Source organism: Microcoleus sp. LAD1_D5, assembly GCF_036702115.1.
GTDB lineage: Bacteria > Cyanobacteriota > Cyanobacteriia > Cyanobacteriales > Microcoleaceae > Microcoleus.
Genome location: NZ_JAUBSA010000006.1, coordinates 112219 through 138813 on the forward strand (window position 1 = coordinate 112219; position 26595 = coordinate 138813).

General features: G+C 44.9%; 22 protein-coding genes and 1 pseudogene. 9 read left to right on the top strand and 14 right to left on the bottom strand.

The window, feature by feature from the left end:
• Window positions 1-60: 60 nt before the first annotated feature.
• The gene (locus QUA70_RS04915; protein WP_333345312.1) at window positions 61-672 is read right to left on the bottom strand and encodes a Uma2 family endonuclease; all 612 of its coding nucleotides are present in this window, start codon (window positions 670-672) and stop codon (window positions 61-63) included.
• Between the two features lie 128 nt (window positions 673-800).
• Here QUA70_RS04915 and QUA70_RS04920 point away from each other — a divergent pair, with 128 nt between their 5' ends.
• Window positions 801-2315: an NADH-quinone oxidoreductase subunit M gene (locus QUA70_RS04920; protein WP_333345314.1), complete on the top strand. Its 1515-nt coding sequence runs from the start codon at window positions 801-803 to the stop codon at window positions 2313-2315.
• A 281-nt stretch (window positions 2316-2596) separates the two neighbouring features.
• A complete protein-coding gene (locus QUA70_RS04925) occupies window positions 2597-3763 on the top strand; it encodes a CO2 hydration protein (protein ID WP_333345316.1) in 1167 nt (388 codons plus the stop codon).
• A 349-nt stretch (window positions 3764-4112) separates the two neighbouring features.
• On the opposite strand, the gene QUA70_RS04930 is transcribed toward QUA70_RS04925, so the two are convergent.
• Both QUA70_RS04930 and QUA70_RS04935 read right to left on the bottom strand, forming a co-directional pair.
• Complete coding sequence (locus QUA70_RS04930; RefSeq protein ID WP_333327734.1) at window positions 4113-4832, bottom strand: PHP domain-containing protein; 720 nt, start codon at window positions 4830-4832, stop codon at window positions 4113-4115.
• 410 nt (window positions 4833-5242) lie between these two features.
• Window positions 5243-7660, bottom strand: coding sequence for a bifunctional serine/threonine-protein kinase/ABC transporter substrate-binding protein (locus QUA70_RS04935; RefSeq protein ID WP_333327737.1), 2418 nt, complete (start codon window positions 7658-7660; stop codon window positions 5243-5245).
• A gap of 129 nt (window positions 7661-7789) precedes the next feature.
• Between QUA70_RS04935 and QUA70_RS04940 the strand changes: the two are divergent.
• Window positions 7790-8048: pseudogene (locus QUA70_RS04940) on the top strand (IS701 family transposase); the annotation flags it as partial.
• A 181-nt stretch (window positions 8049-8229) separates the two neighbouring features.
• On the opposite strand, the gene QUA70_RS04945 reads toward QUA70_RS04940, so the two are convergent.
• From QUA70_RS04945 to QUA70_RS04970, 6 genes are all read right to left on the bottom strand, one after another.
• The gene (locus QUA70_RS04945; protein WP_333345318.1) at window positions 8230-8982 is read right to left on the bottom strand and encodes a hypothetical protein; all 753 of its coding nucleotides are present in this window, start codon (window positions 8980-8982) and stop codon (window positions 8230-8232) included.
• 17 nt (window positions 8983-8999) lie between these two features.
• Entirely contained in the window at window positions 9000-10325 is a 1326-nt protein-coding gene (locus tag QUA70_RS04950) for a DUF2254 family protein (RefSeq protein ID WP_333345320.1), read from the bottom strand.
• A 14-nt stretch (window positions 10326-10339) separates the two neighbouring features.
• Window positions 10340-11326, bottom strand: coding sequence for a mechanosensitive ion channel family protein (locus tag QUA70_RS04955; RefSeq protein ID WP_333345322.1), 987 nt, complete (start codon window positions 11324-11326; stop codon window positions 10340-10342).
• 134 nt (window positions 11327-11460) lie between these two features.
• Window positions 11461-12582 (bottom strand): EcsC family protein, encoded by a 1122-nt coding sequence (locus tag QUA70_RS04960; RefSeq protein ID WP_333345324.1) that lies wholly within the window; start codon window positions 12580-12582, stop codon window positions 11461-11463.
• 14 nt (window positions 12583-12596) lie between these two features.
• Complete coding sequence (locus tag QUA70_RS04965; protein WP_333345327.1) at window positions 12597-13148, bottom strand: SH3 domain-containing protein; 552 nt, start codon at window positions 13146-13148, stop codon at window positions 12597-12599.
• A 155-nt stretch (window positions 13149-13303) separates the two neighbouring features.
• Window positions 13304-13915 (bottom strand): hypothetical protein, encoded by a 612-nt coding sequence (locus tag QUA70_RS04970; protein ID WP_333345328.1) that lies wholly within the window; start codon window positions 13913-13915, stop codon window positions 13304-13306.
• Window positions 13916-14408: 493 nt separating this feature from the next.
• On the opposite strand from QUA70_RS04970, the gene QUA70_RS04975 reads away from it, so the two are divergent.
• Entirely contained in the window at window positions 14409-15332 is a 924-nt protein-coding gene (locus QUA70_RS04975) for a DUF2382 domain-containing protein (RefSeq protein ID WP_333345330.1), read from the top strand.
• A gap of 50 nt (window positions 15333-15382) precedes the next feature.
• A complete protein-coding gene (locus QUA70_RS04980) occupies window positions 15383-16348 on the top strand; it encodes an S-layer homology domain-containing protein (protein WP_333345331.1) in 966 nt (321 codons plus the stop codon).
• A 23-nt stretch (window positions 16349-16371) separates the two neighbouring features.
• Here the strand turns inward: QUA70_RS04980 and QUA70_RS04985 are convergent, their stop codons facing one another.
• From QUA70_RS04985 to QUA70_RS05000, 4 genes are all read right to left on the bottom strand, one after another.
• Window positions 16372-18003, bottom strand: a complete 1632-nt coding sequence (locus tag QUA70_RS04985) for an alpha-amylase family protein (protein WP_333345333.1) — start codon at window positions 18001-18003, stop codon at window positions 16372-16374.
• A gap of 437 nt (window positions 18004-18440) precedes the next feature.
• Window positions 18441-19007, bottom strand: coding sequence for a DUF3611 family protein (locus QUA70_RS04990; protein ID WP_333327765.1), 567 nt, complete (start codon window positions 19005-19007; stop codon window positions 18441-18443).
• A gap of 452 nt (window positions 19008-19459) precedes the next feature.
• A complete protein-coding gene (locus QUA70_RS04995; protein ID WP_333345335.1) occupies window positions 19460-20074 on the bottom strand; it encodes a hypothetical protein in 615 nt (204 codons plus the stop codon).
• Between the two features lie 93 nt (window positions 20075-20167).
• A complete protein-coding gene (locus tag QUA70_RS05000; RefSeq protein ID WP_333327771.1) occupies window positions 20168-21028 on the bottom strand; it encodes a formate/nitrite transporter family protein in 861 nt (286 codons plus the stop codon).
• Window positions 21029-21381: 353 nt separating this feature from the next.
• Here QUA70_RS05000 and QUA70_RS05005 point away from each other — a divergent pair, with 353 nt between their 5' ends.
• The 4 genes from QUA70_RS05005 to QUA70_RS05020 all read left to right on the top strand — a co-directional run bounded on the left by QUA70_RS05005 (window position 21382) and on the right by QUA70_RS05020 (window position 25096).
• On the top strand, window positions 21382-21810 hold the full coding sequence (locus QUA70_RS05005) for a hypothetical protein (RefSeq protein WP_333345336.1): 429 nt from the start codon (window positions 21382-21384) through the stop codon (window positions 21808-21810).
• 13 nt (window positions 21811-21823) lie between these two features.
• Window positions 21824-22873, top strand: a complete 1050-nt coding sequence (locus QUA70_RS05010; RefSeq protein WP_333345338.1) for an AI-2E family transporter — start codon at window positions 21824-21826, stop codon at window positions 22871-22873.
• A 213-nt stretch (window positions 22874-23086) separates the two neighbouring features.
• Complete coding sequence (locus QUA70_RS05015; protein ID WP_333345339.1) at window positions 23087-23938, top strand: DUF1206 domain-containing protein; 852 nt, start codon at window positions 23087-23089, stop codon at window positions 23936-23938.
• 189 nt (window positions 23939-24127) lie between these two features.
• Window positions 24128-25096 (top strand): TIGR03885 family FMN-dependent LLM class oxidoreductase, encoded by a 969-nt coding sequence (locus QUA70_RS05020; RefSeq protein WP_333345341.1) that lies wholly within the window; start codon window positions 24128-24130, stop codon window positions 25094-25096.
• Window positions 25097-25291: 195 nt separating this feature from the next.
• Here QUA70_RS05020 and QUA70_RS05025 read toward each other — a convergent pair whose 3' ends face one another.
• On the bottom strand, window positions 25292-26518 hold the full coding sequence (locus QUA70_RS05025; RefSeq protein WP_333345343.1) for a mechanosensitive ion channel family protein: 1227 nt from the start codon (window positions 26516-26518) through the stop codon (window positions 25292-25294).
• Between the last annotated feature and the right edge of the window lie 77 nt (window positions 26519-26595).

A 26595-nucleotide genomic window follows, 5' to 3' on the forward strand; every position in this document is an offset into this window, starting at 1 on the left:
GATGAGGGCGGATGAACGCAGATGATTTTAGTCGGGGTTTGTCTCCTTTTTTATCTAGTTTTACTCAAAATCGATCGGCCACAATTCGGTCACCGCAACTTCCCAACCGGGCAAAAGTTCGGGAATTGAAATCATGTCGCCGTCTCTCAATACAACTGGCTCGGCTGTCGGAGTGTAAATTGTTATTGTGCGCTTGTCTGGGTCGATTAATATTCCTACTTTGGCTCCGAGTTCGATAAATGATAAAATTTTTTCTCGCAGGGGTTTGAGGCGATCGGACTGAGATTTGATTTCTACAACTAAGTCGGGAACGAGTTCGGCAAAATACCTTTTACTTTGTTTGAGGCGAGCGGCTACCACAAACGAAACATCGGGTGCTCTGATATCGGAATTGGGAAGGATAAACCCGCCCCTGGACTCAAAAACTCGTCCGAGTTTGCGAGGTTTGACCCAGTTCCCCAAAAGTCTGCCAAACTCAAGTCCAATTTCGCTCGATACAATGTCTGATGGGCCCATAAGGATAATCTTCCCGTCTACCAGTTCGAGTTGGTAGTCGAGATTTGCTTCCGAGAGTATAGCTTGCAGTTCTTCCAAGTCGGCAACGGTGAGGCGGGTGGAAGGAGAACCGGATTTAATTTGCAAATCTTCTCGATCTGTAAGACTTGAGGTCATAGGAGGATTCCAGAGACATTGGAATCTATGTTAACAAGAAAATCAGCCGATCGCTTTTATATGTAGTTGCTTTGCGTTAATGTTAAATATAGCTCTAAATACTGTGTAACAAAGGAAAGTATTAATTGATGCTCAGTGCTTTAATCTGGATACCAATGTTGGCTGCTGCCCTGATTGGGTTCTGGCCCGGTTCAGTGAGTTCTAAAATAGTTCGGAATGTCGCGATCGCCATTGCGGGTATAACTTTTATTCTATCGGTGATTTTGGCAGTTCAGTTTGATGCCAGTACCAGTCAGTTGCAGTTTTCGGAATTTATTCCTTGGATAGATGTTTTGGGATTGAATTACAATCTCGGTGTTGATGGTTTGGCTCTGCCTTTGGTAATTTTAAATACTCTGCTGACAGCGGTAGCTATTTACGCTACGGATGAGTCGATCCGCAGACCTCGACTTTATTATTCTTTGATTCTGTTAATTACTGGCGGCGTAACAGGGGCTTTTTTATCTCAAAATTTGCTGCTATTTTTCCTGTTTTTTGAGGTAGAATTGATTCCGCTTTACCTGTTAATTGCGATTTGGGGAGGCGAGCGCCGGGGTTATGCTGCTACTAAGTTTTTAATCTATACTGCATTTTCGGGAATTGTGCTGCTGGCTGCTTTCTTGGGGACTGGTTGGCTTAGCGGTGCTTCAAGTTTCGATATGGTTGGTCCAGCGGGCGCATCGCATTTGCAAGGAGGATTGCCATTGCCTTTGGTAAGGCAAATTATTTTGCTGGCAGGGGTGTTGCTGGCTTTTGGCATTAAGATGCCTTTGGTGCCTTTTCATACTTGGCTGCCGGATGCTCACGTCGAAGCTTCGACGCCGGTTTCGGTGCTGCTGGCGGGGGTGCTTTTGAAGCTGGGAACTTATGGGATGCTGCGCTTTGGTTTGGGTTTGTTTCCGGATGCGTGGGCGGTGGCGGCGCCGATTTTGGCGAGTTGGGCGGTGGTGAGTGTGCTTTACGGGGCGAGTTGCGCGATCGCCCAAAAAGATATGAAAAAAATTGTAGCTTACAGTTCGATCGCTCACATGGGCTACATTTTGTTAGCTAGCGCCGCAGCTACTCCGATTAGTATGCTGGGAACTGTTTTACAAATGGTTAGCCACGGCTTAATTTCGGCGCTACTATTCTTAACCGTCGGCATTGTTTACAAAAAATCCGGCACTCGCAACATCGATGTGCTTAAAGGTTTGTTCAATCCCGATCGCGGTTTGCCGATGATTGGCAGTTTAATGATCCTCGGCGTGATGGCTAGTGCCGGCGTTCCTGGTTTGGCTGGATTTATTGCTGAATTTTTGATGTTTCGGGGCAGTTTGCCAGTGTTTCCCGTGCAAACTTTGCTCTGCATGATCGGCACTGGTTTAACTTCAGTTTACTTTTTAATTATGGTCAACCGCGCCTTTTTCGGCCGCCTTTCGGATTTGGTGGTAAATTTGCCGCAAGTCCGCTGGCGCGATCGCATTCCTTCGCTGGTTTTAGCAATAATTATTGCAATCATGGGAGTGCAGCCGGGAGTTTTAGTTGCTTTGAGCGAGAAAACTGCGATCGGAATGGTAGCTAATGTGCCACCGCAAGTTAAAGTGATTGCTCACAACTTAGATTGATAGGATGTCCGGTCGATCGACCCCAATCCAATTCGTTTGTAGTGAGAATACAAGTCATCCTACAATTGTGAGGATGGCCATACTCACTACAAACAAACGCCGCCTACATAAACCGTAAAAATCCCGCTTTCTTCGAGATAGAGTGCCTCCTGGAGGGTAGGTATTTTTATATCACTAAAAAGTAAAGGTTTGTGTTTTTATGTAGCAAACATTACCAAAAATGATATAATAGCAGAGTTATAAACAGTAAAAAAATAGTTTTAAATTCAGGCTAAATCCCGATGAAAAGTACCGTATTAAAACCGTCTGCCCATCCCCTAGCCGCATACATTGACCTCTTGGAATCAGGCAAAGCTTTACTGCCTGAATCTACGGAAAATGTAGTTGAAGTTGTCGGCGTTCTTAAAAGTTATGCTATTGTTCTAGATGCCTATTCTCGCAATCTCAATTATATTGCCGAAGAACAGTTTTTAGTGCTTTTTCCGTTTTTTAAATATTTCAATGGGGAAGTCACTCGGCCGAAGTTAATGCGCTATTTGTGGCACGATCGCATAAATTTTGAGTATGCGGAATATTGCATGAGAACAATGCTTTGGCACGGCGGCGGGGGTTTGGACAGTTATTTGGATTCCCCGGAATTTAGCAGTTTGGCCGAAAAGGCGATCGCGGCTAAGCTGAAAGGCAATTTTTTCATGCAGGGACTCCATAAAGCATTTCCTGATTTTTTGCCGGAACAAGTGCGGATGCTGGCTTACTACACGGGTCTCGGTCAGTTTTGGCGGGTAATGAGCGATTTGTTTATTGATTTGTCCGATCGCTACGAAGCCGGTAAAATTAAGTCGATCGCTGACGTAGTTGATTTTGTCTTAGCAGGTTTGGTTAGCGCTGCCAGTCTACCAATTACCTACAGCGTCAAGATTCACGGTCAAGTCTACGATATCATTCCGGCGGCCGCTAACTTGACATTTTTACCAGATGTAGCAGTGCCTTATGTAGAGTCAATTTTCTTTCGGGGTACAGCTTTTTTTGGCACAGTTTCCTACAACGCTCAAGCTCATCAAATCCCGGAAAAACAAAAAGATTTTGCCTACGGGGCTTTGTTTGCTGATCCTTTACCTATTGGAGGTGCAGGGATTCCGCCAACTCAATTGATGCAAGATATGCGGCATTATTTGCCGGAGTATTTGCACGAAGTTTATCGCACTAGCTGTCGCGGTGAAGACGATGTGCGGGTGCAAATTTGTCAAAGTTTTCAAAAGTCGATGTTTTGCGTGACGACGGCGACTATTTTGGGTCTAGCACCTCATCCAATGAAGACCTCCGATCCAGAGGAAAAAAAGGCTAATCGAGCTTATTTGGAAGGTTGGATGGATAGATTTGGGAATTCTCGCTTGGATTGGGCCAATCAGCCAACTAACCGGGCTTGTCAGTTGTTCCCAGAACGGTAGAAGGGCGACTGGTTTTGAGGGCGCAATGTCTCTAGGAGTTGCAACCATATTACCTGAAGAAAGCAATTGCTTTCTTTTGGAGGGCGAAAGCTCATCCGGGCTATCGAAATGATATCACGTCTTGTCAAATAGCCCTTATAAGGCAAGTAGTGAAAACTTCAGTCCTCAAACTTTTATGAGGACTGAAGTCCTCACTACCAAACAATTTTATAGTAGTCATTTTAGCGGACATAATATGACATGATAAACTGTTTGTTTTCGGGTCATTGTGATTGCTTTCATAAGAGATATATCCGCTAACGCTTAGACTGGTAATGACAGGATAAAGCACTTCTTATTTCCGAACTATCTAGATTCGGACTAGAAGACTCAGACCGTGAGAGTCCGTGCCACAAGTTCCCAGCAAACCATAAGTTTCTGCTAAATCTTTGACTAAAGCAGTCTGTATGGGACTGGGTTTCCAAGGATTGGGATTAGCGTAAGCATAGTAGGTTTCTACACCGTCGATGCCGAAACTGGCTGCTTCTGGGATTAGTTTATCTGCAGTCAATCGATACCTGCAAGGATGTGCGAGAACTGCTAAACCTCCTGCTTCATGAATAGCTTCAATTACCCTGGCTGCGGAATAACAATAAGTGCCTTCTGTACTTTTACCTCGTAGGTAGGGTTTGAGACTGGGATGTTGCGGATCGAAGGCGTAACCGAGAATGTGTACCTCATTGTTGAGCAATTCGGCATTAATTTCAGCGCCTGTCCAGAGACTAGGTGCTTCGCTATTTTGGTCGGGATGGTTTAATTTCCAATTATCCAGCCAAATTTGAGCTTTAACGTAGCCTTGGGTGCTGTGGTGGTCGGTGATAGCTAAGCCTTTGAGACCTCCGGCTATGGCTTGTTCCATCAATTTCTCTGGCTGCAATCGCCCGTCGGAGTAGACTGTGTGCATATGAAAATTATAGGAACCCGGACAGCTATCGGCCTCAATTGTCTGAAAGACTTGTTTGAGTGCTGAGATATTCTGGGCTTCTGGTTTGAGACTAGAAGCGGGGGAGGTAGCGAAATTGACAGCCATAAACGTTATTATAGAAAAAACTAGCTTTGTTTAATATATCTAATAAATTGATATGTTGCACCTGTGGCAATAGTCGGCTGTAGGATTGAAACATCTGGCGGATTGTTGCGTTCGGCACAAGATATCAATTCACTCGCACATCTAGCACAATTCTCTATCCAGGATTTTATCGTCCGGTGGGGGCGGGTTTATGAGATTATTGATTTTAGGCCATTTATAGTTGGTAAAACTCGCCTCTACAGGTTTATTGAGAATCCCACAAGATATCAATTTACGCGCACTTATGGCATCATTCTTAACAACAGGCTTTCCGGCCTGTTCCACAAAGAGTAAATTTTCTTGTGGGAAGTAGGGGTTGGGCATCCTGCCCCCCCTTAAAAGGTTTGTGGAAAATGCCACAAGATATCAATTCAATCACACTTTAAACCTGCATCTGCGGCTGTGGGAAATTCGTTCGGCACAAAGGTAACGCCATATATTGCTGTAGAACAGGGTACAATATGCGCTACTCGTTTAGGAGGGTTTTTCCGATTTCCAGTCTTCAAGTCAAACTCAATTATACCCGTGGCTCCTTCGGCTTTAAAGTTTGGATCTGCTAAGGTTTTTTGCATTCCTTCACGGCTGGGTTCCGGCTGCATTTCTAGGGCTTTAATCAGCGTCCGGGCGGCGTCGTAGGTTAAGGCCGATCGAGTATTCACCGGGCCTCCCCACAATTTTTCCGCGTTGACAGGAAATTTTTTGTCAAAGCTTGCTAGCGGATGCCAAAACAGGGATATTCCCAGTTTTTCAATAGACTTTAGCTGTTTTGCTACTTCTAGCGTTCTCGGCTCGTACAGAGTCCAGGGCCCGACAATCCAATTGCGATCGCCGTTAGCTTTAATCATTTCGATCGCATTTTCCAGGGAATTAGTGACTTGACCGTCGGGAATGAGAAGTAATGCTGTTTTTCCGGCTGTCTCAACTTTTTGGATGGCTGCTTCGGCGTTAAAATTATTTTTAGATAAGTCGTAATAATTACTTATTCTAAAAGTCGAGCCTCCTTTTGCTTCAAATTGCTTTTTGAATTCTTCCCACAAAGAAGCGCTGAATGGACTGTTGGGATTGTAAAATACTGCGACTTTTTTCTCACCAACCAAAAGCAGTTGATTTGCCAAAGATTCAGCTTCTATGCTAGTTGTCGGAGCCGTCCTAAAGAAAAATTTTCGAGGTTTTCGCGTCAGTTCTTCTGTGGTGCTTCCCGGAGAAATGGCGATTAGTTGATTTTGATTGTAAATATCGACTGTTTCCACAGTCATGTCGCTGGTGTAGTGTCCGATGACTGCTAAAATATCGGGCTGGGCGACCAGTGAATTAGCCCTCTGAACGGCGTAGGGTTTGAGATTTCCGTCATCAGCAATGATGACTTTGAGACCTTTTTTTCTAATAGCTTTTGGTTGGAGAAATCCTTGACCGGGAAAATCTTTATTGCTGCTGTCATTGGGTTGGATGAGACCTAAATTAACTTCTGTTTGTGCTTGAGCAATGCCGCGCAGCAGTTCTTCGGCTAAATTTGCGTTGAGGATGCTGCCGTCCAGATTTCTGCGGATGGGAACAACAATTGCGATCGTGTAATATTCTGCATTTATTGCCTTCAGCAGGGCATTGTTGATGTAAATTAAAGTTTCTGGATCTCTGCGGTCTTCCCGCCAGGACTGTTTGAGCAATTTTAAAGCTTCGGGATAATTTGAGTCGCCAAACTCATTGATTCCTCTTTGTTTTGACCACAGGGCGGAGGTTTGCACTAGGAGTTTTTCGCCGGAACTTACACCATCTGCGGAGGGTGTAGCCAGCATTGGTTGCGGGGAAATTCTGGGGATTAGCGGGGAAATTCTGGGGATTAAAAGTACGATCGCCCCAAAAGCCGCAATTCCCGCAAAGCCGAACAGCAGCCAGCGAAAGCGCGATCGCAACTTCCGCGAAGTTTTGCGTAACTCGGGCCGTGCGACGATCGACAAATCTAAGTCTTGTAAAACTTCATGCACAGATTGGTAGCGGTCTTGAAAGTGGAAACGCACCATCTTGGTTAAAATATTTTTGAGCTTGTCGCTAACAGGTTCAGATATTAAATAATCCCAGACAATTTCACCAGTTTCGGGGTCTTGCGGCAGATAGGTGGGACGCCGCCCGGTGAGGGCTTGAATCGCGATGATTCCTACTGCATAAATATCATTGTAGGGTTGCGGGAGAGACCGCGTATCGTGTTGTTCAGCAGGCATATAACCCCTGGTGCCGATCGCCTGCGAGCTGAATATTTCACCAGTAGAGTTAGAGGTAAAAGTGCCTATTTCTTTGACCGCCCCAAAATCAATTAAAACAATTTTTTTATCTGTTTTGCGCCGAATTAAGTTAGAAGGTGTAATATCGCGGTGAATAATATTTTCTTGGTGGACGGACTTTAATATTTCCAGAACTTCCCGCAAAAAAGCAACGGTTTTTTTCTCATTCCACCGATCGCCCGCAGTGAGTTCTTGACTAAGCCGATGTCCTTTAACGTATTCTTGCACTAAGTAAAAATAATCGTTTTCTTCAAAGCTATCGAATAATTCGGGAATGCGCGAGTTGTTGCCGAGACGGCGCAAAGCGCTAGCCTCCCTTTCAAATCGGTTCCTTGCCCTCTCCAAGACGCGCGGATCGTTCGATGGGGGAAAAGGAATTTCCTTAACAACGCACAGAGGATTATTAGGTTGGTTTATTTGTACAGCCGTGTAGGTTCTAGCAAACCCTCCCTCTCCCAACAAAGCGAGAATTTCGTACCTTTCATGCAGGATATGCCCTAAGTTGACACACATAAATTTTCCAACACCTCTTGACAGGCTGCGGCTTTTAATGTTGATTATAAGGACTTAAACCAAAAATTAGTCCCTTTTATGGTAAAATCCATTGTAGTGTAGTTGGCGCTTCCACGTCGAAAAACTCTCATAAAGGAAACAGCTCCCACCGCCATGCCCCCATGCTTGGATAAATGGTGTCGTCGCGAGAGACGATGTTTTTACCCACAAATCCCAAAAAACGGGGTTTACCCTAATCATAGATGACTCAGGTAATGGCGAAAAAGTGGCTCTTTAACTGCAATAGTTGGCCGACAATATATGGCGTGAAATCACCAAAACTGATAAATGGGTAGTCTTAGTAACTAAACATTTATATGAGGGAGTAAAAAGTCTGTCATTAGATGTAAACTTTTAAGCATTTAAACTATGAGCAGAGCTTTACCTTTTAAAGTTAAGACTGTTAATACCGTCGCAGTTGGTAGCAGTGCTAGGAAAAATTATCCCGGTAATTTTAAACGGCGTCGGAAAGAACGATTGGCTCCTTCTAATGGTTTTAAGCTCGAATGTTTTGGCTTCCTTTGATTCCTTTACAAAGCCAATAAAAGAGCGGTGTAAATTCCAGCACCAAGAGCAAATGCCCAAAACCGACTTTCTCGTTCTTCTGGCAATTCTTCTTTGAGGACGTTGAGAACAATTCCTCCGGCTAAAAAAGCAAATAAAACTGCGATCGCAGTTTTTCCAATTTCCGTAGCGCTACCCAACACCCACCCCACAATAATAGCTGCTGCTAGTATCCAGCGCCCGATGCGGTCATAAATATGCTTGTGGTGTTCCCGCAAACCAGAGTCGTTCACTGCAAAGTGCAGTGCCATTGCACAAGAAAACAACAGCAGATTGGTAATGCCCGGTTGTTCCCGATGCACCAGCAGATAGCCAATCAGAGCGTTGTAAATTGAAAAAGAGGCAATGTGCAACCAAAAAACACCAAGACTGGTCACATCCTCTTCGCCACGCTGACGAGATAAATTTGCCATTTGCTCCAGGCCGTAAAATACAGTCAATCCTAACAAAGCTATTAAATAAACGTGGTGTTCTAGATAGGAAATAACTCCTGCTTCTACTTGCTCTAATACCACTTGGTGCAGATTTAATTCCGGTAAAATATGCACAAAAACATAAGCTACCGAAACCCCACTTGCTGCTGAAAGCCAACCACTGCGAGGAATAGGAGCAAACCGCAACTTGCCGGAAAATAAATGTGTCAGCGCTAAACCAATGGCAATCAGCGCGGTTAAAGCTAAAGTATTAGGAGCCGATCGCAAAGCTGCTGCTATTACCATAATTCTGCTCAACCAAATTAATCATCTCCTAAAGCTTTAATGACTTGGTAATACTTCTCTTGGACATCTTTCTGGTCTTGCTCCTGAGAGATTTGTTCGCGGCTAGTATTTAAAATCATCTCCGCCTGACGGCGTAAAGCTTTTCGTTGTTTGGAATTGCGGGTGTAAGTGGCGATGCAAGCTATAGCTTCCAATAAGCGAATTGTTACCGCCACATCTGATTTACTGTACTGGCGAATTTGGTTAAAGGCAGCATCAATTAACCCTTCAAATGTCACTCCTTCAACAATGACGCGCAAATTATGTTCATCGTCGTAGCGATAGGGCGAGGGAAAATCCCTTTGAGCGAGGCGGGATAATCCGGCGCTGAGTCGATCGATACACCGAATCGCAGTAAACGGATCGTTGACAGCAGGAGAAATCGCACGCAAGGCAATTTCAACTAATTGATCGATTGGAAATTCTACATCTTGATATTCAGTCCGTTCTTTGCCCAGAATAAAAGCATCGTTAATCTGTTGGTTCAAGCTTTGATTCACCTGTTTTTCCGGGAAAACCCTCGCTAAATCGCTGCCATTGACGATAAACTTTCCCGGTCGAGTTGTAAGACGTACAAGCAGATTGTAATGACGGGAAATTTTCATTAATTCGTCGTCATCGATTGCTTGTAAATAACCCTCGCCAGTCGCTTTGATTGAACTTGCTTCCGAGTCAAAATTTGCAGGAATTTCTACCATCTGTCGCGAGTTTTTCGCCTTACCTTCTCCAATTTTTTGGGGAAACAGACGCTCTAGAGCTTTGTCTAAATCCCCACTAACCTGAGTAATTACATGGGACGCTTGAATAATGGTTGATGCGTGATGGATAAAGTAAATCAGTACGCCGATACTGGCAATTGCCAATCCGGTACCAACTGTAACCGAGAGTTGGGGTACAAAGAGACTGTATCCTTCTCCTTCTCCATGAATGGTTCGCAGTACGAGTAAACAGTAAATAAACGTGCCAATGAAAGTGCCAAGCACGATTTGATTGCCCGTATCCTGCATAAAATTACGCAGCAATCGGGGACCAAAATTTGAACTCGCCAACTGAAGCGCCACAATAGTAATGGAAAAAGCTGTAGCAACAACGCTGACCATTGAACTGGCAACCGATGAAAGAACTGATCGCGCACCATCGGCTCCACCCGTGTAAATCCACCTCCAGTTTGGTGTATTACCCGTGCGGTCAAGTGTCAGCATTGCGATCGCTAAAATCATCGACGCCACCGCCATCAACGTTGGGATAAACCAGTAGCTAGAGTGCAGCGAGTCCCAAAGTTTGCTTAATTTGACATTTTTCATGAGTTGGGGTGGGGTTAAGATTGTCCGTTGCCGTCTTGTTGCGATCGCTGTTCAATTAGTTGTCGCAGAGAACCGCTGATGCTGCGGGGTTTGGGAACTTCGCCATTACCAGCGGGCCATCCTTCCCGTTGACGTTTGCGATCGCCATCCGTCTCTTCGGTTTGATCGTGAAATAAAATTTGCTGCGTAGGAAAGGGCAAGTCGATGCCATTGGCAGTCAGCTTTTCCTTAATCGCAGAAAGTACCTTGTCCCGCGATCGCAGATCGTCCATTCGTCGTGGCGGAGCAATCCACCATCGAGCGCGGATATTGACGCTACTTCCTGCAAGTTCCATCAGCAGCACGTCAGGAGCAGGGTCATTCAAAACCTCATCCACACTCTGCAGGGCTTCCATCATTAACTGCTTGGCTCGGTGAATATCATCGCCGTAGCCGATACCAACGTCGTATTCCATCCGGCGTTTATCAAAGGCGGTATTCACAGTAACAGAATTAATGAACAATTCCGCATTGGGAACTACAATCCGGCGACCATCATAGGTTCGGATTGTTGTAGCGCGAGTTTCAATATTTTCTACGGTTCCCTCAAAGTTTTTAAACACAATCTGGTCATCGATTTGGAACGGTTCCGTCAAAAGAATTAGGATACCAGCTAGGAAGTTTTGTAAGATATCGCGAAAGGCAAAACCAATCGCTACCCCGCTAATTCCCAGCAGTTGCACCAAATCGCCTGCTTTAAATGTGGGAATTATAATCGACAAGGCAATAAACAGACCAACCAGAACAGTAATACCCTGCGCTAACCTTCCCAACACCAGTCCCAAATTCCGGGATTGGCGGTGGTTGCGGGTAAGCCGCCTGACCGCTCTCTTAATTGACCTCCCAACAAAGAAAAAGATTCCGAAAACAACTAACGCTAGTATCATATTAGGCAGCAGGACAATGAAGCCATTGATCATGCTCTCAATCTTGTCCCAGACTCCGGATATTTCTGCTGTCATACAACTTCCTCTTGCATCAGTCGTTATTGATAGTGTTAAAATTCGCCCTGTCAAACTCTATCTTAAGGCTGTAGATTACTGTAAATATTGGGGATAGTGCGTTACGCAGAAAGCTAACACACCAACAATTTTTTTCAAGTGGATATCGAAGCCACATCTTGACCGTTGAGTTTTTCTGCGATCGCATCCAGCACCCTCTGTTCTGCTTCGGAAACCTCTCCGCGACTTTCGGCAATGCGACGGCATTGAGCTAATAGCGGTACTGCAAAGTCGGGGTTAAGTTGCTCTAACAATGCACCCAATGGTTTGGGGGACTTGATGTTAGCAGCAATCCTTTTGAGAGAATCGGCATTTAATTGGAATGCCTTCAATTCTGGCAGAATATCTTCCCAGTTTTTGTTGGGATAACTAGCCAAAATCATGTGAACCATAATTTGATCCATCCCTGCTTGCTGCGCGATCGCCACATCGAGATATTTCTCGCTTTGTTGCTGGATCGCTTGCAGCGTTTCGGTTCCAGGTTCTGCAGTATCTTCCCTCAGTTTGGCTTCGTAAAACTGGCGCGCCGCATATCCCAGCGCGTACAGCATCGTAGCATTCGTACTCGCACCAATCATCGCGCCAGCCAGCGGTACGTTGCGTAAAAAGCCCAAACCAGCTCTCATTGCGTTGCTACCGCCTAGCGCTAACCCAAAAATTGCCAAAACCTCCCCTTTTCGGGCTGGCTGTTGCAAATCCATCCCATAAGCGGCGGCAATTTCATAAACCATTTCGGTTTGAATCGCAGTAGTCGCGGCTAAATCGATCGCCAGCAGTGCAGCCGCGACACCGGGTAAAATGCTGCTAGCAAATCCGACACCACCGGCGTGGAGCGCTTTTTCCACCATAATGCGATGAGCAATTTCGCTGGGATCTTCATTGGGATACTTTTGTTGGAGTTCCTTGACTTGAGCTTCGGCTTTGGCTAAGTCGATGCGATCGCTGACCCCAACTAACCAATCAAGCCTGAGTACCCCTGCCACTTGTTTAACAAAGGGAAGATTGCCAACATAAGTTACCGCATCTCCGGTTCCTTGCGTCGCTTTTCCAATCAATCGATAAGTTTGTTTAGCCGCAGCTTCCCCCAGATTAAATGCTGTGTCAACAACCGCTTTGCCTGTATTCAGTGCAGATTCTGTTGTCTCGGCAATGAAATTTAACAAACCAGGTTTTTGCTGTGAATTAGTTTCTTTTTTTGGGCTTGATTGGTGATCCATCACTGTTTTTTCAATTAACTACAATACGCCAGGTTTTCTGCTTGGACGTAGCCTCTCAGAGGCACTGTAATCGGCACCCAACCATCCGTTCCTACACCTTCAATCGTCACTCTTCGTCCATTCGCGACGACTCCAACGCTTTCCCCATCAGTGGAAGGTGCTTGATGCACATTAATTCCTGTTTGGGCTGCAACTTGGCGGCAGTTAGTAGGAGGCGGGGGAGTTGCGACTTCACACGCTCCGAGAAAACCACCATATACGTAACCTTGTATGGGGGCTGTAATTGGTATCCAGCCATTCTCACCAAGACTTTGAATCGTCACATTTCGCGCGGAATTTATGAGGCCAATCGCTTCGCTGTTAGCCGTTGGTTGTCGCCGAACATTAAGACCATTCCTCGCAATAACCTGGCGACAGCTATCCGGTACTTGCGCTAGTAAAGATTCACCTTGAATCTGTGTTTTATTTGTATCAGCGGCGAACGAGGGAGCAACTAAAACGGTTGCCGTTAACAATATCGAACTTGTTAACCTTGTATATTTTGGCCAGATCCTCTGCTCTTGCATCGCTTTATCTCCTTTTAAATCTCTATGCCAAAACCTTAGAAAAGGTTTTTAGCTCGTTCATCTTCTCCAAGAAAGGATGAATCATCATCACAGTGGTATAAAATCATTCGACTCGCTGCTGTGCTTGTTGAATTTTCTGGTTTTATCATCGCTAATCAAGCATAAACGCGAGGTTTGCGAGCGCCAACAGCACCACCACTCATTGCCGCTGCCAAACCCAGCAAAGAGCCAACTAGAAATGACCAAGCAGCTTTAGCTGTATTACCAGCTATATCGCGAACTTGATTTGAATCTACATTCGGCGCTTGATTCGGTATATTAACGCCGCCCTGTTGTTGTACTTGATTGGCAATTTCTCCAGCATTAGCCGCGGCAGCGCCAACAGCACCCGATATCCCGCTTGCTAATAACCAAGAACTAAGTGTTAATGTAGCTCCCCAAAGAATTGCTGCATTCAAAAGTGCTGTTTTCTTGGTCATAGGGCCGCAGCTTTGAGCCATCACCCAACCGCCTAAAAATAGGGAAATCAGCAAACTGATAATCGACCAAATTACGACCCCAAAACCAACGGAACCTGCATCCGCCCCTGTTGCACCGGCGCTTAATCCGATCGCCATTGCCAAAGCGCTTAAAATTAGTTGAGTGCCCAGAGCGATCGCAATTCCTGCCAGAATTGGCCCCCACCTCACTTGGTCGTGGTAATCCACCAGCGGATTGACGATTGTAGGATCAGTGAGGTCACTGCCCGATCGATCTGGATAAGTCATAAAAGATTAACCCCTGCGTTACGTGGTCATTTTTTTTCTTGAAGGTAATTTAATTTTACTTAATCATCATTACCAGAATATCTACCGATGGGCATAATATTTTTAAGTTAAAAATTTTAAATATCACAAGTAGTAATTTCGCTCATAAAAGCGAAATCTCCTTTAAAAAAAAACCAGCAGCTCGTTTAGAGATGCCCTTAATTTTGTAGGATATCCCCTAGTTAAGGTGATAATAAAACCTAATAAATCCTTGTGAGAGTTGGTGGCAGAAACGTTGTAGGTTGGCTCCACCCAACCTAAGAATGAGTAGATAAATTTCTTACATTTAGTACAGGACGGCTAAATTCATCTACCTAAAGATAGAAAAATATAAATAAATATCGCTATCTTGATGATTTTCAATTTGCTGAATCATTCATAAGAAGGAAGTATTAGAACTGATATCTATCTAAAGTAGGTACACAAGTGGATGTAGATAGTACAGGAAACAACAATGTTACTTTACAAAATTGAGGATTTTAATCCCAACTACCGCGAAGCAGCTTTTGATGAGGACGATATCAAAGGGCTGGATGTGTATGCCGGAAATACCGATGATAAAATTGGCACGATCGATACTGTGCTGGTAGATGAGACAGGACGTTTCCGCTATTTTGTGGTAGAGACTGGTTCTTGGATTTTTGGCAAAAAAGTTTTACTTCCCATCGCTCTTTGTCGCGTTGATTTTAAGGGGCGGCGCGTTTACGCTACAGGTTTGCAGAGTAAAGACCAAGTGGAAAAACTACCCAGGTATGAGCATGGGACGGCAGTTGATTACGATTATGAAGAACAAGTGCGGGGTATTTATAGGACTTCAACAGTAGAAGCATCTGTACCAGTAGAAGCATCATTACCTTTAGAAGGACCTGTTCCCGTTTCGAGAACGCATTCTGTCTCGCCTCAATCTAGTAATCCTGCTTATGACAGGGATACCTATACTTACGATAGAGAGCCTGAATTGTATCAAATGAACGAACAGGATAATCAAAAACTCAAACTGTACGAAGAACGATTAGTTGCAGATAAAACCCGTCGCAAAACAGGCGAGGTAATAATTGGCAAACAAGTTGAAACCAAAACGGTACAACTGGAAATTCCTGTAGAAAAAGAGCGAGTTGTGATTGAGCACACTACTCCAGAATATGCAGGGAGTCGAGTAACTCCAGATACCGCCTTCAAGCAAGAAGAAATGGCACATTTTGAAATCTACGAAGAAAGTGTCAATATCAAAAAGCAAGCGTTCGTGCGCGAGGAAGTGCAAATCAGAAAAGAAGTTGATCAAGATACGGTTGAGAAAACAGACACAGTACGTCGCGAAGAGTTAGATGTTGTAAAAACCGAATGGGAATCGGATATAAAACAACGTAATCCGCTTTAACTCAGCCAAATAGAGTCGTTAAAAATGCAAAAATCAGGAGGATATTTATCATGTCTAATCGCAGGCATTTACCGTCAATCAGCGTAGCCTTTTTAGCTTTAGCCGTTAGTGTCAGTGGCACTGGTTTTGTGCTAAGTTCCCAGCAAGTTGCTGCTCAACAAGCTAAATCAAAATTTCCTGATGTACCGCAGAATTACTGGGCGCGTCCGTTTATTCAGTCCTTAGCTGAAAAAGACATTGTTACCGGATATGTAAACGGAACTTTTAGACCAAACCAGGCGGTGGATCGGGATGAATTTTCGGCGATGATCCGCCAAGCTTTTAATCGAGCCAGCATTAGAAAGATACCGAGTGGAAGTTACTTTAAGGATGTGCCTAAAAACTACTGGGCAGAAACTCCGATTCAAGAAGCTTATGAAGCGGGATTTATGAATGATTTTCCCGGAAAGGAGTTTCGTCCGAAGCAGCCCTTGACTAAAGCACAAGCATTAGTTGTGTTAATGAGGGGTTTAAATATGGATTACAATCCCGCTGTTGTCAAAACTGATCAAGCTGCTGCAACTCCAGCAAAGCAAACTCCAGTAAATAAACGTCGAATTGCTAGGAACCGTTTGGCATTTCCCTTCGCAGCGACTGTTTTGATGCAGCCGTTATTACCTGTAGTGGCAAGGCTGCAGCCTGCGGCTGCGCCCGCATCTAAACCGGCTAAGGCTGTTCCACCAACAACGACAAAAGCTGCAACTGCGCCTGCTAAAAATTCGGCATTAAATTTTCTCAAGTCGTACTATAAAGATGCCGAGAAACTTCCTAAATATGCGGTTGAGCCAGTGGCAGCAGCGACAAAGGCAAAGATAGTGGTCAACTATCCAGATCCCAGAGTTCTTAATCCGAACGAGTTGCTCAGTCGGGGTAGTGCTACTGCCCTAATTCATCAAGCTTTGGTCAATCAAGGTCAGATAGAACCGCTTCCCGACAAGGAAGCTGCTAAGTACATTCCTAACAGTCCACGTCGCTAGTTCTACCATCAACATTAACTTTTTTACCCCTGGATTCGATTGGCTCGAAACCAGCGATAGCCGTAGGGTTCTAAGGGAATAGATGGCGAGTCGGCATCGAGAGATTCATACAGCCGATCGCCAAATAAATCGCACAGATGGCTGTATTCGTTAGATTTGAGCGTAGCGGTACAAGGTTTGTCGGCTAGATTGTGGACAGCAATCACCGTCCTGCCTTGCCAGTCGCAGCAGTGGGCTAACACCGAGGGAGAGTCGGTTTCGAGAATGTGCCACTTGCCCCTACCCAACTCAGGACATTGCTTGCGGATGCTGATTGCACGTTCCATCCAGTTAATTAATGAGGCAGGATCGCGCTGCGCTGCGACGACATTGACTTGTTTGTAACCGTATTCTCCGTTGGCGATCGCAGGTCGGGCCAGGGCATCACTTGCAGCCGTCGAGAAGCCACCATTCGCTGCATCTGACCATTGCATCACCGTGCGAACGCTGTCTCGACCTTCCAGCGAAAGGTCATCCCCCATGCCAATTTCTTCGCCATAGCGCAGCATGGGTGTACCAGGCAGGGTGAAAAGCAAACTGTAGACCAGTTCAACCCGGCGACGATCGCCTCCCATCATCGGTGGTAAGCGACGACGAATCCCCCGCCCGAAAATTTGCATAGTTTTCTCAGGGGCAAATGCTGCAAAAATTTCCTCTCGTTCCGATGAAGTAATGCGGTCTAGCGTCAGTTCATCATGATGGCGCACAAAATTAAGCCACTGACAAATATTAGGAATATCCGGTAAGGTTTTTAGTCCCTCGCGCAATGCTGTAGATTCTTGACGCGCCAGGGCCAAAAACAGATGCTGGTTCAGCAAAAAGTTGAACAGGATGTGCATTCTGTCGCCCTTAGCAAAGTAGACAGGAATTTGATCGCGATCGACATTTGCTTCGGCCAGCAACACTGCATCACCCTGACGCGATGACACAAACTCTCTCATTTCTTCCAAGAAACCTCGCAGCTTTTCGGGATCCGCACCTTCGATGCCAATTCCTTTAATTAAAAAGGGAACAGCATCAATGCGAAATCCAGACACGCCCAGTTCTAGCCAGAAACCCATAATTTTGCAGATTTCTTCTCGTACCGCCGGATTGCCAATATTCAAATCTGGCTGTTCTTTATAAAAGTGATGCAAATAGTAAGCGTTTGCTTGTTCGTCGTACTCCCAAATACTGTCCTCGGCATCGGGAAACACCAGCAACTCTGGATCAGTTTTGGGTGGATTTTCTGACCACACGTAGTAATTGCGATACTTGGAGTTTTTATCGCTTTTGGATGCAACAAACCAAGGATGCTGATTGGACGTATGATTTACTACCAGATCGATCAGCACGCGAATTCCTCGTTCCCTTGCTTGGTGCATGAACTCGACAAAATCTCCCAGGGTTCCCAGTCTCGGATCAATGTTGTAGTAATCCATCACGTCATAACCATTGTCCCGGTTAGGGGAAGGATAAAACGGCAGCAACCACAAACAAGTAATTCCTAACGCGGATAAATAGTCTAGGCGGTTGATCAGTCCCTGAAAGTCGCCGACACCATCGCCGTCAGAGTCCATGAATGTTTCAACATCAAGGGAGTAGACAATTGCGTTTTTATACCAGAGGTCTTTCATTGCAGTAAATTTCCTCATAGAGAAACTGTGTAACTTGGCTGTGTTCAGAAATCAGGTCACAGGGCTATTTAGGAAGCTGAATGCCACTGGTATAGCTCATTTTTCGGAATAGGAGCCTAAGTCCTGTTTGTCCCAATTAAAAATACATCTCTCAATATAAAGGTAGATGAAATATCTATCAAGATAATAAATAAATTACGTTTTTTCAATTAAAAAACGGTCGATCCGGCTGACTACCATTAGCAGGAGCGATCGCTACCAATTTCCGATTCGATGTTCATCCAAATAGCCGAGTTGTTTAGCTTGTAGCTGCACTGCCTTCGCTCTCTTTCGCCAAGACAGTGCAGCAGCATAAACATTAGTTAAATCGGTCAGCCTTTGTCAGTCCTGACGACATAGGAGCTGTGTTTCCCTTTAGCGATCGCCAATGCTGCCAATTACTCTTCTACCCAATTGAGTAATCCAAGAGAAGTAACAGCTCCAAAAAAGTGAGCGCCAATCAGATTGACGTTTGCCATCGTCACAAAAATATCTAGGGAACGAATCACATTTTCTGGCGAATAAGCTGTCATCGCTTGGGGCTGACTAAGAGTTTTTGCGAGGACTAAAGCAACTGTTTCTTCAGAAGCAACAAAGGCGATTAATACCCCCACCAAACTAGAAACTAATCCAATCCGTAAGGTGTGAGTAATATGTTCTTTGCTGGGATATACCTGGGAATTTTCGGCGTGCAAAAGTCTGCCTAACAGCCTATAGCGAAAATCCCAAAATATTCTAAAGCACAGCAATAAAAGACCAACAACCGCTAAAAATACCCCGAAACCAATACCTGCATTATTGGTTTGGTCGCTCATGTTGCGACCCAACATAGCAAATAATAAAACAATGCCGGAAACAGCACCCAAGAATAACTGTATCCAGAAGCTAAATCTACTAAACAAGCGAAAAGTTGCGACAAATTCGCTTTGGGTCAGCGGTTGCGGCAAGGATTCTGGTTGATTCATTATATACACCTTATTGCTGAATTGAGCATCAAAATAAACTAGGTAAGAAATAGGTTCTGCTTGTCTTCCTGTCGCAAGCGATCGCCTTGTGGTTAGCTATTAGAGTTTTCCTGAAAAGTCAGTTAAGGGCAAGCAGGATGCCTGATGTGTGGGAACCGAATCAGGCAATTTCCGGTAAATAAAAGGTTGAACTCAACACAGCAACTGTCGTTGTGGTTGATTTGATTTTCCTAAAATCCTCCCGTTCTGAACAATCAACTTCTTGCGACAATGGGAATTTAGAGTCTCAAAAATCGACTTAGGCAAAACGTCTCTTGTCTCTGTTCACCATTTCAAAATCTTGCTTCTATCTCTATTTAATCTAACTAGCCCAACCTTGCCATCTGTCGGAGGCAATAAGAAAATATCTATCTGATGAAAGATGTTTGAAGAAAAAATGATGAATTTGCGAGTTAAGTGCGATCGCTCGGACTATTGACGATAGATGCTTGATTCCCAACAGCCGCACTGGGGCCCATCCATTCTTGCAACGTCCATAAGCTAGTTAGGGCAGCTATCGCAGCTCCCAAACTATCCATAATCAAATCAATAATCGTATCATCCAGGCTCTCAATCACTTCGGTTGAGAGAACAATACCAGCAGTCCACTCGGCAACTTCCCACAAAGCACCAATCGCAATCCCAAAACTGGTTGTTGTTAGCAAGTACAGCAGTTTGTGGTTGCTAAAAATAGTCAGCATTGAACTGTATGCTAAAAAACTCAATGCTAAAGTCACGGCAAAAGTCGTGAAAGCATGAACAATTTCATCATAAAGTCCCGGTTGGTAAAACAGTCCCCAAACCCAGCCTCCGGCGTTGAGTAAGGCAGCAAGCACAAACAGGAAATCAAAAAGCGTTGGCAAGTGAGTGTCTATCACCACAAACGCCAGGGATGCTACTAAGAATAAGGCTAACCACAAGGCATTTTGCCATTTTCCTTGACTCAGAGCAGCTATTACTGCTATTGTTAATAACGCCTGTCCTACCCAACCTGCAACTCGATAGCCACGCCAGTTTGTAGTCATCATCACTCTCCTTCTATCTTAAGCTCACACATCCCCGACTTCTTAGATAAATCGGGGTTTTCCATGCCCTTTATGTGGTTTATTTGAATTCAATTTCTAGAGGTCTTCTTGAGCAACTTGGGCATGGTTTAAGGCAGCGACTAAGGTAACTCCGCCTAAAATATTACCAATTAGGGTAGGTATCATGAATTTGCCAAAATATTCTTGCCAGGAAACAGCTTTAATTGCCACTGCATAGAAAACTTCCACCGATCCGGCAATAATATGAGGAAATTCACCTAGCCCAACCAGGGAAGTGATGATAACAATTACCCACAGTTGGGAAGACTCAGCGGCGGGGAGAAGCCAGACCATTAAAGCAATTAACCAACCAGCAAAGATTGCCCGCAATAAAGTTATCCCAAATCCTCCCTTGATAACTCTTAAACCTATTTCGCCAAACGCTGTTTGAATTTCAGGCGGGAAGACTCCAACCTGTGCAACTATTGAGGCAAATATGAATGCACCTAACAAATTGCTGGCTAACACGATTCCCCATAATCGCAGCACTCGCATAAAAACTTTGCGTCTGCGATCGCTTAACAAAGGCAGAATGACAGTCAGGGTATTTTCAGTGAACAATTGCTGACGCCCCATCACCACAATGACAAAGCCGATACTGTACCCAAGGCTGACAATGATGGAACTCCAAGATTGCTGGGGTAAATTTGCTTGGAGTACACCTTGAGCCACCAGGGAAAATCCCATAGATAGTCCTGCGGCTAATCCAGACCAAGCTAGGGCTGAAACTGGACGCAACAACTCACTTTCACCCTCAATCCTAATCGTTTCGTGAATGATTAAGGCAGTGGGACGGATGCGCTCGATGATCTCTTCACGATCGCGATCGCTTAGTTCCAACTTTTGTTGACCCAGCAATTCTATTGCTTCGCTTGCTCGATCGCCTTTTTGTGTCATCTCGCTCTTGTTAAATTATATCAACTTCGTAGTTCTCAGGATACAAACTAAACAATAGCGACGCGCCTAACCTGAGAATGAGCTTTGGGTTTGTCTAAAAAGTGTCTGTAGAGAAAAAATAGTTGTGCAACATCTATCTTAAGTTTGGTGATTTTAAAATTGAATGTAAAAGCAATATATCTTAAGTAAGATATTTGGCTATTTGCTTTAATTTTGCACAATCTTTGCCATACAGAGGTGTAGGGTGAAAATGTAAGAGTGGCAGTCTTAGGAGGTATCTTTGTACAAAATTAATTCCTTGAGTACAAGAAAACCTGACCAATTCAAAAATTAAACCACGAACGCGATTGTGGATGATTCTAGCTGGTTCGCTCGCTGTAATTGGGAAGGAAAAGTCCTCTCTCAAACTTGAGAACCTAGTCAAGCCTGAGTGCGATCGCATTCGTGGTGGAAATTGCCGTTTTTTTGGGACTAGCAGGAGTTTTTTTGGCTTGGCGCCTACCCTCATTTGCAATTGGCCAATACCTGCTGTGAGTTTTACGTTGGCAGAATATCATGCAAGTGGCTCCGGCATTCCGTTCAATCTGCGGGATTTTGGGGTCTATAAAGATAGTACCGCACAAGATTGGAGTCAGGAAATAGAAATTAGCCAAAGTCAGCGGCTGATGAATTTGGCTTCAGCAGAATACAGTGAGGATTCGGAATTGATGCGATCGCTCACTCTCGCTGTAGAAAGTTTAGCCAAAAAAATATCCCTGCTAGAGTTAAGTGTTGGTGAATAGAGAGGCTTTTGTTGTGAGTTTAGGAAAGTGGATCGGTTTTTTGGCTTTGGTAACCTCGCTCTATATTTTGTGGAAAATTAGAACGATTGTTTTACTGTTTTTTACCGCCGTAATTTTAGCGATCGCTCTCAACCGTTTAGTGCGAAGATTGCAGCAGTCGGGTGCGAAGCGGGGAGTGGCGATCGCCTTAGCAGTTGCGATTCTAGTCACAGCGAGCGCTGTCTTGGTAACTCTCATCGTAACGCGCCTGAGCAATCAATTTCAAGAGTTGTCCCAACTCGTCCCGCTAGGAATAGAACAACTGCGAGTTGGGTTCTATTGGTTGCAAGCAAGATTACCGGGACAAATTTTTGATTACCTTCCCAGTATTGACGATTTAACCCAAGAAATTCAAACGCTTTTTCGGTGGACAAGTTCGCATATTTATCAGTTGTTTTCCAACTATCTAAGCTTGATTCTCAATACCTTATTAATTACCGTTTTGACAAGCATGCTTCTGGTAAATCCGATGCCATACCGCCACGCAATTATCAGCCTTTTTCCGGCTTTTTACCGTCAGCGAGCCGATGAAATTCTCTCAAAATGCGAAGAGGGTTTAATGGGTTGGTTGGCCGGCGTTGCATTAAGCATGAGTTTTATTGGTATTACGAGCATTATTGGTTTGTTTGTTTTGCAAGTTCCACTGCCTTTTGTGAACGGGCTTCTGGCATTCATATTAGCCTTGATTCCCTATATGGGCGCAATTTTAAGCGTAATTCCACCGCTGCTGCTGGCTTTATTAGATTCGCCTGCAAAAGCAGGCGCGGTGTTGTTGCTTTATTTCCTAATTCAACAAATTGAAGGCAACTTGGTCACACCTATCATTATGAAAAAGCAGGTATCTCTGCTTCCCGCTTACACCTTAGTTATCGTGACAGCATTCGGATTTTTCTTTGGTTTTTTGGGATTATTTTTAGCACTACCAATTCTAATTGTTATTCAAATTTGGGTTAAAGAAGTTTTAATCAAAGATATACTAGACCGCTGGCAGACTGCTCCATCAGAGCCAGTAAATAACCCATAAAGCTATATTTGTCAAGCCCAATTTATGTGAAATTTATCAATCAATCAACCGATGACACTCCCGCTCAAGACAGATGACAAAAATCTCTAAACAAGCTAATTATTAAATTAATAGATAATAAGATAAATTATTTGTTTAAAAACTCAGTTAACAGGAAAGGAATTCACCATCTATCTATGCCAGCAGTCGTTAACAACTAAATTGTCAAAAAATATGAAACGGGACAACTCACCCACCGACAGCATTAAAGACTCAATTGGACAGGCAGCTTCTCATCCCTGGTTTGAGCGACTGGCAAGATTGGGATATGCTTCCAAAGGCTTAGTTTACTTTATTGTCGGTTTTTTAGCAGCACAAGCAGTCTTTAGTACGGGTGGCAGGACAACCGATACTAGCGGTGCATTATCAGAAATTGTTAACCAACCCTTCGGTAAATTTCTGCTATTTCTTGTAACGATTGGCATTATTGGTTATGCCCTTTTGCGTATCGTTCAGACAATTCTCGACCCAGAACACCAAGGACAGAAAATGGATGCCAAGCGAATTGCCCAACGCATTGGCTACGCCTTAAGTGCTTTAGCTTACGCAGGTTTGGCTTTAACGGCTGTAAAACTGATAATGGGTTCGGGCGGTGGTAATAGCGATACAACCGAAGATTTGACCGCCCAAGTTTTAGCGCAACCGTTTGGACAATGGCTGGTAGGATTGGCGGGATCAATTGTTATTGGTGTAGGTTTTTCTTATTTCTACCAAGCATATAAAGCCAAATTTCGTCGCCATTTCAAGCTCGATGAAATGAGCCAAACCGAGCAAACTTGGGCGACACGGTTGGGTCGATTCGGAATTGCTGCCCGTGGAGTTGTTTTCGTTATAATCGGTTTTTTCTTAATTCAAGCAGCAAGGCTATCGGATGCCAGTCAAACGAAAGGATTGGGCGAGGTGTTGGGAATTGTGGCACAACAGCCTTTTAGTCCAGTGATTTTGGCTCTAGTACCTTTGGGTTTAATTGCCTATGGCATCTACTCGGTAATTGAAGCTCGCTATCGGCGAATTTTCAGTTCATAAGCTTGCCCGTTATGCAGAAAGTTATGAATTTTGAGTACAAGATTTTTTTTACTTATCTAACTCAAAACTCATAACTTTTACAAGGCGTTTTGATAAAGTCACCTACTTTTAAGTCGGGAGATTTTAACTCAAAACTCAGGGCGGGCACGGAAGCACCGCCCCTACTCAACTCAAAACTCCTAAAAACTTATGGCAAAAATTGGTTATCATGCTTCCCATGAACAGTTTAAGCCCAGCGAACTGCTGAAATATGTCCAAATGGCCGAACAAGCTGGCTTTACCCATGCCCTTTCTTCCGATCACTTTCATCCTTGGAGTGAAGCGCAAGGACAAAGTGGTTTTGCTTGGTCTTGGTTGGGTGCAGCAATGCAAGCAACGCCGAGGCTTTCCTATCGGGTTGTTTGCGCTCCCGGACAGCGGTATCATCCGGCTATTATTGCCCAAGCTGCAGCAACTTTAGCAGAAATGTTTCCAAATCGTTTTTGGCTTACGGTTGGTAGCGGTCAAGCGTTGAACGAACATATTACTGGGGATAAGTGGCCTACTAAGAGCGATCGCAACGCGCGCCTCAAAGAATGTGTCGATATTATCCGCGCCCTTTGGGCAGGAGAAACCGTTACCCATCGCGGTTTAGTGTGCGTAGAAGATGCAAAACTCTATACCCGCCCGGAAATTCTCCCATTAATTATCGGCGCGGCAGTTACCCCAGAAACCGCAGAATGGTTGGGCAGTTGGGCAGATGGATTAATTACTACTTCTCGCCCACCTGAAAAGTTAAAAAAAGTCGTCGATGCGTTTCGTCGCGGTGGCGGAGAAGGAAAACCAATGATTTTGAAAGTGCAGCTTTCCTATGACAGTAATGCAGAGAAAGCACTACAAGGCGCTCATGATCAATGGCGTAGTAACATCTTCAAAAGCAAAATCTTGACAGAACTGATAACACCCGATCAATTTGATGCCGCCGGGGAGTTTGTGCAACCAGAGGAGTTATATCAACACGTCCGCATCTCGGCCGACCAAGAGCAGCATATTGAGTGGTTGCAAAAAGATATTGAATTGGGCTTTGATGAACTAATTTTGCACAACGTTAACCGAGAACAAGAGCAGTTTATTGAGGTGTTTGGCGAAAAAGTAGTGCCAGCGCTGACAAAAAGTTGATTCGTAATTATGATGCTACTGATATCAATTCCGGCGGCGCGGGAATGATATCAAATCCGCGCTTCATCGTCGGGCGTAAAGTCGAATCAAGCTGCCAACAAATATAGCGCGCTATTTTCAGTTTTTTGACTAATAGTCAACAGTCAACAGTCAACAGTCAACAATCACGGACGGTGCAACCGGAATCGATATGACTTACCCACTAGCATTGTCAGAATCCTGAGTCCGATCGCTATCTCCGAAACCCAATGCGGTTCGCCACTTATCGGGATGGCGCGGCATCAGTATTCGCACATCAGGATCGGGCAAGCCGATGCCAGCATCTTTGAAGGCAAGAACGATTGCCCCTCTCACGGCGGAGGTTGTCGCCACAAAGTCAGTACGCCGCGAGTCCGTCCAAAACCGCACCTCAACCAAGATGTCATCCTGTCCCAAATCTCGAATTCGCACGGAAACTGGCGGATCGTTGAGCACGGCTTCCGTAGCTTGCGCTGCCTCTGTCATCACAGTTACCGCTGTTTGCAAATCGCTATCGTAGCCGATAAACAGAGTCACGCTGCTGCGACGAATCGGGGCGGCGGTGTTGTTGGTAATGCGCGAGGTGAACAATTCCGCATTGGGAACCAATACCACTCGACCATCATAAGTACGGAGTTGGGTTGCGCGCAATTCGATCCGCTCGACATTGCCTTCAGTTTCCCCGACAACAATTTGATCCCCAAGTTCAAAAGGACGCAATACCAGAATTAAAATGCCGCTGATAAAGTTAGAAAGGATATCTTTTAAAGCAAAGCCGAGAGCAAGACCCGTTAAACCCAATCCGGTGGCAACTGCCTGCGGATCGAACCCAAAGGCATCCAGGGCCACAATAAAACCCAGACTCCAGACAACATAGTAGGCGACTTGTTTGATTAGGTTTTCTACCGTTAAGTCTTCTACAATGTGACGGAAAATCACGCGCATCAACCAGCGCACCAAAGCCGCGATCGCCCAAAATACTCCAATCACCAGTAATGCAGCTAGCGCGCGGGGAATAATCGCGATCGCAGATTCACCCAGTCGTCCAAATCCGGTTTGCACCGAGGATTGCACCTCTGCCACAAAGCGTTCCGAAGGGGAAAGACGGCGCTGACTGGCTCGCGTTAGGGCGGTAGTAATCGCCTCTGACCACTGAGTTGCCAGCGTATCAACCGTTGTCAAATTATCCTGAGCGTCTGCTTTAGTTACGGTGACAACAGGGACTCCAGCAATCGTAATCACCCGCTGATCGCTATCTTGAGTCGGTTCAATGCGGGGAGGTGCGATCGCCGTAGGATTCTCCAACAGTCGGCTCATGCGCCGCTCAATCTGCCGCGCACGTGCGGTTGCATCTACGTTTTCTACCGCACTCACCCGAAACACTGCTCGACCATCTAAACGCACTGTTACCCGTTCGTCTTGCGCGCCTGCGGAATTCGGGGTAATACACGTTATCGTTATGGCAATTAAGAGCGCGAGCA